At 65.6% G+C, this 7,023-nt stretch carries 7 protein-coding genes and 1 pseudogene; 2 read left to right on the top strand and 6 right to left on the bottom strand.

Annotation, left to right across the window (positions count from 1 at the left end; translation table 11 throughout):
* The 3 genes and pseudogenes from WA965_RS19370 to ctaC all read right to left on the bottom strand — a co-directional run.
* Positions 1-541 (bottom strand): annotated as a pseudogene (locus WA965_RS19370) (hypothetical protein); the annotation flags it as partial.
* A 174-nt stretch (positions 542-715) separates the two neighbouring features.
* The gene (ctaF, locus tag WA965_RS19365) at positions 716-1,135 is read right to left on the bottom strand and encodes a cytochrome c oxidase subunit 4 (RefSeq protein ID WP_178360031.1); all 420 of its coding nucleotides are present in this window, start codon (positions 1,133-1,135) and stop codon (positions 716-718) included.
* Between the two features lie 7 nt (positions 1,136-1,142).
* The gene (gene ctaC / locus WA965_RS19360) at positions 1,143-2,207 is read right to left on the bottom strand and encodes an aa3-type cytochrome oxidase subunit II (protein WP_526301659.1); all 1,065 of its coding nucleotides are present in this window, start codon (positions 2,205-2,207) and stop codon (positions 1,143-1,145) included.
* A gap of 168 nt (positions 2,208-2,375) precedes the next feature.
* Between ctaC and asnB the strand changes: the two genes are divergently transcribed.
* A complete protein-coding gene (asnB, locus tag WA965_RS19355; protein ID WP_526301658.1) occupies positions 2,376-4,316 on the top strand; it encodes an asparagine synthase (glutamine-hydrolyzing) in 1,941 nt (646 codons plus the stop codon).
* Here asnB and WA965_RS19350 read toward each other — a convergent pair.
* Positions 4,313-5,287: a carbohydrate kinase family protein gene (locus tag WA965_RS19350; protein ID WP_526301657.1), complete on the bottom strand. Its 975-nt coding sequence runs from the start codon at positions 5,285-5,287 to the stop codon at positions 4,313-4,315. The genes asnB and WA965_RS19350 overlap by 4 nt on opposite strands.
* Positions 5,288-5,512: 225 nt before the next feature.
* Here WA965_RS19350 and WA965_RS19345 point away from each other — a divergent pair, with 225 nt between their 5' ends.
* Positions 5,513-6,187: an Rv0361 family membrane protein gene (locus tag WA965_RS19345; RefSeq protein ID WP_526301655.1), complete on the top strand. Its 675-nt coding sequence runs from the start codon at positions 5,513-5,515 to the stop codon at positions 6,185-6,187.
* Positions 6,188-6,205: 18 nt separating this feature from the next.
* Here WA965_RS19345 and WA965_RS19340 read toward each other — a convergent pair whose 3' ends face one another.
* Together WA965_RS19340 and WA965_RS19335 are read right to left on the bottom strand one after the other, a co-directional pair.
* A complete protein-coding gene (locus WA965_RS19340) occupies positions 6,206-6,580 on the bottom strand; it encodes a HesB/IscA family protein (RefSeq protein ID WP_178360026.1) in 375 nt (124 codons plus the stop codon).
* Between the two features lie 132 nt (positions 6,581-6,712).
* Positions 6,713-7,023, bottom strand: a 311-nt coding sequence (locus WA965_RS19335) for a glycerate kinase (RefSeq protein WP_526447955.1), incomplete at its 5' end; no start/stop codon positions are given.

Below are 7,023 nucleotides of genomic sequence, written 5' to 3'. Positions count from 1 at the left end.
GCTCCTCGGTGACCGTCACGGTCTCCGGCGGCGGTGGTGGCGGCTCCTCGGGCGGCGGCGGCGGCGGGGGTGGCGGCGGTGTGGTGGTGGTGATCTCGTCCTGAACCGGCGGCGGCACCGACATCGTGGTCGTCTGAGGGTTCGCGGTGTTGTCGGTATCGGTTCGGGTCACCAGCACCGACACCGACACCACGAGAGCGATCGCGGCGACGATCGCCACGACGCCGACCACCCACGGCCATCGAGGCGGGGCTTGAGGCTCACCGGCCTCAGGAGCGGACTCGTAGCTGTCGTAGTCGTACAGCGATGCGTCGGAGGGAATGTAGGGGCTGCTGACGAACTGTTCGGACTCGGGCGCGGAATACGCCTGCGAATAGTGGTCGGTCTGCCCGGTGTCGGGGAAGTCGCCACCGACTCCGCTGCCGGGTGGAGTGCCCGACGCATCTGGGGTGGGTTCGCCCGAGGAGGGTTTGTTGCCCGGCTCGTCACCTGGAAGTTCCGAGCCGCCAGAGTCCCGTTCGGGGGGATTCGGCCCGCTCATCTACGTCTGTCCTTCTCGACTGCTGCTCCGTCGGTCGCGCCGTCAGCGGACCACGACGCTTGGGCAACACTACCCAACGGAGACACCCGAACAGGACGCCCAGTGCGGTTTGCGGGCGAACTCATGCCCTGATTGTGACCTTGTTCGACACGTGCAGACCACACCGACAGCGGCTCAGTGCTTCTCGGCTCCCGTGTGGTATTCGAAGACCAGACCGGCCACCGAGGCCAGGATGAAGCAGACGCCGCCGACGATGAGCCACGGCAGCCACATGGCCATACCGACCGCGGTGACCGAACCCGACAGCGCGATGAGGATCGGCCACCAGCTGTGCGGCGGATAGAAACCCAGCTCGCCGGCGCCGTCGGCGATCTCGGCATCCTCGTAGTCCTCGGGCCGGGTGTCGAGACGGCGTGCGACGAATCGGAAGAACGTACCGGTGATCAGCGTCAGACCGGTGGTCAGCACCAGGGCGGTGGTACCCGCCCATTCGATGCCGCCCTGGGCGAACATCGCCGTCAGAACGCCGTACACGACCGACGACAATGCGAAGAACGCCGTCAGGAACTCGAACAACCGGGCTTCGATATGCATTGCTGTCCTACCTGCTCGCCTGGGGGATCTGCGGTGCCTGCTCTCCGCGGCGGGTGTCGAACGGTTGGGTGGTGACCGCCAGTGGAGGCTGGTTGATCGCCTCCAACGCCTCGGCGTTCGTCATTCCGGCCTGACGCTGGTCGAGGTAGGCCTTGAAGTCATTGGGTTCCACCACACGGAGTTCGAAGTTCATCATCGAGTGGTAGGTGCCGCACATCTCCGTGCACCGGCCCACGAAGGCACCGGTCTCGTAGATCTCGCTGACCTGGAAGATGTTGTCGGAGTTGTTCTCCGCCGGGTTGGGCAGCACGTCGCGCTTGAACAGGAACTCCGGCACCCAGAAGCCGTGGATCACGTCGGCCGAAGCGATCTGGAACTCGATCCGCTTGCCGGACGGGACCACCAGCACCGGGATCTCCGTGGACGAGCCGAGCGTCTCGATCTCGTTGTAGTTCAGGTAGGTGCGGTCTTCGGGGTTGAGGCCGGCGATCGCGCCGACCTCCTCGCCACCACCATGGCCCTCGCCCTCGGACTCATCGGTTTCGGACTCGGAGACCTCGGGCGCCGAAGCCATCGCTTCCTTGCGCTCGTTGTCGACGCCGTCGTAGGTGAAGGTGCCGTCGGTGAAGTCGACCTTCTGGTATCCGAACTTCCAGTTCCACTGGAACGCGGTGACGTCGATGACGACCTCGGGGTTCGGCTGCTTGTCCAGCATCCGCTCCTGCACCACGACGGTGAAGTAGAAGAGCACCGAGATGATCAGGAACGGCGTGACGGTGAGAGCCAGCTCGAGCGGCATGTTGTAGCCGAACTGGCGAGGCAGTTCGGTGTCGTCCTTCTTCTTCCGATGGAAGGCAATGGTCCAGAACAACAGGAAGTAGACGATGGCGCCGACGACGAGCGCGGCGATCAGCGACCCGATCCACAGTTCGCGGTTGAGGTGCGCCTCCGGAGTGATGCCCTCGGGCCATCCCAGGCCGAGAACCTCAGACCAGCTACACCCGCTGAGCAGGACTGTTGTTCCGCCCAAGAGCACGGACAATGCCACCAACTTCAGGCCGCGAGCGGACACGTTGGCGCCTCCTTGAAGTCATCTAGCAGTCGACGAACCACCGGGCGGTTCGACGGCTGCACTGAATACTACGCAGCGTAGACCACCCTGTGGCGGTGGAGCCAAGCGACCGGGAATTGTGTCTGGTGTCGGTCTCTTCACAGCGCTTCCATTAGGCATACTGGCGCGGTGTGCGGACTGCTGGCGTTGGTCACCGACCCTTCCTCTGAGGTCTCCCCCACCATCGTCGACGCGGTTTCCGGCGCCTCGTCCCTGATGCGCCATCGCGGCCCCGACGAGCCGGGGACCTGGAACGACGGCCAGGTGGTGCTGGGCTTCAACCGGCTCTCCATCATCGACATCGCCCACAGTCACCAACCACTGCGGTGGGGGCCCAGCGACGCGCCGGACCGATACGTGCTGGTGTTCAACGGCGAGATCTACAACTACCTGGAACTGCGTGAAGCGCTCCGGTCCGAGTTCGGCGCCGTCTTCCACACCGACGGTGACGGTGAGGCGATCCTGGCCGCCTACCACTACTGGGGCACCGAGGCTCTGACACGCCTCCGCGGCATGTTCGCTTTTGCGCTCTGGGACAGCGCCGAGCAGGAGCTGTTCTGCGCGCGGGACCCTTTCGGCATCAAGCCGCTGTTCATGGCGACCGGGCCCGGCGGGACCGTGGTCGGCAGCGAGAAGAAATGCCTGCTCGACCTGGCCGACGAACTGGGCGTCGATCTCGCCATCGACGAGCGTGCGGTGCAGCACTACACGGTGCTGCAGTACGTTCCGGAACCCGAGACACTGCACCGGGGCATCCGCCGGCTGGAGTCGGGCAGTTACGCGCGGGTTCGGCCGGGCGCAGCACCCCAGGTCACCCGGTACTTCAGCCCACACTTCGATGCGGTGCCGTTCACCGGATCGCCGTCGGGAGACGACCAACGCCGCTACGACGAGATCACCGCGGTGCTCGAGGACTCGGTGGCCAAGCACATGCGCGCCGACGTGACGGTCGGAGCGTTCCTCTCCGGCGGCATCGACTCGACGGCCATCGCGGCACTGGCCATGCGGCACAACCCGAGGTTGATCACGTTCACCACGGGCTTCGAACGCGAGGGGTTCTCGGAGGTGGACGTTGCCGTCGCCTCAGCCGAAGCCATCGGCGCCCGGCATGTGACCAAGGTCGTCAGTCAGGCCGAGTTCGTCGCCGCACTACCCGAGATCGTCTGGTACCTCGACGAACCCGTTGCCGACCCTGCGCTGGTGCCGCTCTACTTCATCGCCAGAGAGGCACGCAAGCACGTCAAGGTCGTACTCTCCGGCGAGGGTGCCGACGAGCTGTTCGGTGGCTACACAATCTATCGGGAACCATTGTCGCTCAAGCCTTTCGACTATCTCCCGCGCGGCCTTCGCAAGTCGGTCGGAAAGGCGGCCCGCCCCCTGCCGGAGGGCATGCGCGGTAAGAGCCTGCTGCACCGCGGTTCGCTCACCCTCGAGGAGCGCTACTACGGCAACGCGCGCAGCTTCTCCGACGAACAGTTGCGAGCGGTGTTGCCCAGATTCCGCGACGACTGGATCCACACCGACGTCACCTCCCCGGTGTACGCGAAGTCGCAGGGCTGGGACCCGGTGGCCCGCATGCAGCACATCGACCTGTTCACCTGGTTGCGCGGTGACATCCTGGTCAAGGCCGACAAGATGACGATGGCCAACTCTCTGGAACTGCGGGTGCCGTTCCTGGACCCCGAGGTGTTCGCCGTGGCCTCACGACTGCCGTTCGATCAGAAGATCACCAGGGCCACCACGAAGTACGCGCTGCGGCGTGCGCTGGAGCCCATCGTTCCCGCCCATGTCCTCAACCGGCCGAAACTGGGGTTCCCGGTGCCGATCCGGCACTGGCTGCGCTCAGGCGAGCTGCTGGACTGGGCCCAGGACATGGTCGGCGCGTCCGGCGCCGGCGACCTGATAGACCTGGCCGCGGTCCGGTTGATGCTGGACGAACACCGAAGAGGCACAACAGATCACAGCCGCAGGCTGTGGACGGTGCTGATCTTCATGCTCTGGCACGCGATCTTCGTCGAAGGAAGCGTCACGCCTGCGATCAGCGAGCCGACCTACCCGGTGCAGCTCTAAGCGAGCGCCTCGGCTATTTCCCGGCCCGCGTCGGCGCCGTAGGCATCACTGAGCCGCTGGACTGCCGAGTCGCGGTCCCATGACCACTCCTGGGGTCCGGGCGCCTCGAGCACCAACGTCGCCACCAGCGAGGCCAGCTGAGCTGCACGCTCCAGCGACAACCCGGCATCACGCCCGGTGAGGAATCCGGCCCGGAAAGCGTCACCGATACCGGTCGGATCCTCTTTGTGCGTCTCGGGCACCACGTCGACATGGATGAACGTGCCGTCCTTGCCGACCAGGTCCACACCCTTCTCACCCAGCGTGGTGATGCGAAGTTCGATCTGCCTCATCACCTCGGCCTCCGACCACCCGGACTTCTGCAGCAGCAGATCCCACTCGTAGTCGTTGGTGAACAGGTAGGTGGCGCCGTCGATCAGCCGGCGGATCTCCTCGCCGGACAATCGCGCCAACTGCTGGCTGGGGTCGGCGGCGAACGCCAGCCCCAGCGACCGGCATTCCTCGGTGTAGAGAAACATCGCTTCCGGGTCGTTGGCACCGATGATCGTCAGACTCGGTGACCCGGTCCGCTCGATGACGTCCGCCAGCTTGATGTCGCGGGCCTCCGACATCGCGCCTGGATAGAAGGAGGCGATCTGGGCCATGTCTTCGTCGGTGGTGCACACGAATCTGGCCGTGTAGGCGGACTCCGAGACCAACACGCCGTCGCAGTTCACCCCGTGAGAGGTGAGCCACTGCCGGTATTCGTCGAAGTCTTTTCCGACGGCCCCCACCAGAGTCGGATTGCCGCCCAGCACACCCATCGCGAAAGCCATGTTCCCCGCGACCCCGCCGCGATGCACCACCAGGTCGTCGACCAGGAAACTCAGCGACACCTTCTGCAGGTGGTCGGCGAGGAGTTGCTCGGAGAACCGACCCGGAAAACGCATCAGATGATCGGTTGCGATCGATCCGGACACCGCAATGGTCACGCAGTTTCACCCTTCATCAGTTCACGCAGGTCATGTGCTCGACGATCCGAACAGCCGAACGTCGTTCACCCTAGTGTCGACCACAGGCTGGGCCCGGTATCGGCCCCTGTGGTCGCGCTGTCGGCCCCGGAGGCACCCCGGTCAGTTGCGCTAACCTGCGTATGGGTGCCCCGCCGGGCCACTCTAGCCGCGCACGATTCGACCGACCTCTTCGGGAGCAAATATATGACTGGTCCGTACCCGCCCCAATACGGCGCTGGACCGGTCGGCCCGCAGCAACAGCCTGGATACCCGGATTCCTTTGGCCAGCCGTATCCTCCGGCACAGCCCTACCCCGACAGCGGCATCGACGCGACGTACCCGGGAATGCTGCCGCCACCGGTTCAGTATCCGCCCCGCAAACGCCGCAAATGGATCATCGCGGCCGTGGCGGTGCTGGCCGTCGCCGCGCTCGTCGGCGTCGCCGCCGTGGTGGCCCTCAGCGGCGGGCGGGAGGAACAGACCACCGGCGGACAATTGACCGAGGCGTCCGCGCAGGGGGCGATCCAGGATTACCTCGACGCACTGTCGAACGGTGATGACGAGACGGTGGCCCGCCACACCCTGTGCGGGCTGTTCGACGCCGCCAAGGAGCGCCGCGCGGACCTCGCGCTGGCCGGACTGTCCAGCGATGCGTTCCGCAAGCAGTACAGGAGCGCCGAGGTGGCCTCGGTGGACAAGATGGTGACGTGGTCACCGTCGCAGGCCCAGGTGCTGTTCACGATGCGGGTGGAGCCTGCGCGCAACTCGAGAGGCACGCAGCCACAAGACGGTGAAGAGCAGGCCATCGCCCAGTTGCTGTCGATCGACAACGAGGTCCTGGTGTGCTCGTTCCTACCGCGAACCGCCGGTCAGTACTGAGCGGGTTTCAGCGCCGACTCAGTTGAACGAATCGCCGCACGCGCACGAACCGGTGGCGTTCGGGTTGTCGATGGTGAAACCCTGCTTCTCGATGGTGTCGACAAAATCGATGGTGGCGCCCTGGATGTAGGGGGCGCTCATCCGGTCGACCGTCAGGTTCACTCCGCCGAACTCGACGACGAGGTCGCCGTCGAGGGTGCGGTCGTCGAAGAACAGGTTGTATCGGAGCCCGGCACATCCGCCCGGCTGCACGGCGATGCGCAGCGCCAGATCATCGCGACCTTCCTGATCCAGCAGCGCTTTGGCCTTGCTTGCAGCGGCATCGGTCAGGGTCGCGCCATGGGTTTCGGTAGCTTGGCCCGGCTGCACTGCCGACTCGTGCTGAACAGTCATGGAATCTCCTGTGTGGATGTACGTGGGTGGAGGCCTCACCCCCGGAACGGGGACAGCTCCACTTGGTCAACGGTACCTTGTTCGGCCCGTATTCCCCATCTATCCCCAGGTCGGGTCGCCACCTGCGACGACTCACCGATACGTCGCCGCAACGGCCGACGCCAGGCCGGTGAGCTGGTTGGCCGCATCGTCGATCGCGCGCTGCACCGAGCCCGCGTGGTCGGTGATGGAATGGGCCGAGGTGATCCCGGCGGCTTCGAGCGCTGATGGCTCCAGCGTTACCTGGCCCGCCAGCACGAGCACCGGGATCTGCCGTTCGCGGGCGCCGGCGGCCAGCGCGCTGACGACCTTGCCGTGCAGAGACTGGTCGTCGAAGCGGCCCTCTCCGGTGATCACCAGGTCGACGGCGGCGACGTCGGCGGCGAGGCCGGTGTGTTCTGCGA

The sequence above is a fragment of the Mycobacterium sp. genome (genome assembly GCF_049683935.1).
Lineage (GTDB): Bacteria > Actinomycetota > Actinomycetes > Mycobacteriales > Mycobacteriaceae > Mycobacterium.
Note: the sequence above shows the minus strand (reverse complement) of the source record. Positions and strands in the feature narration are given on the sequence as shown.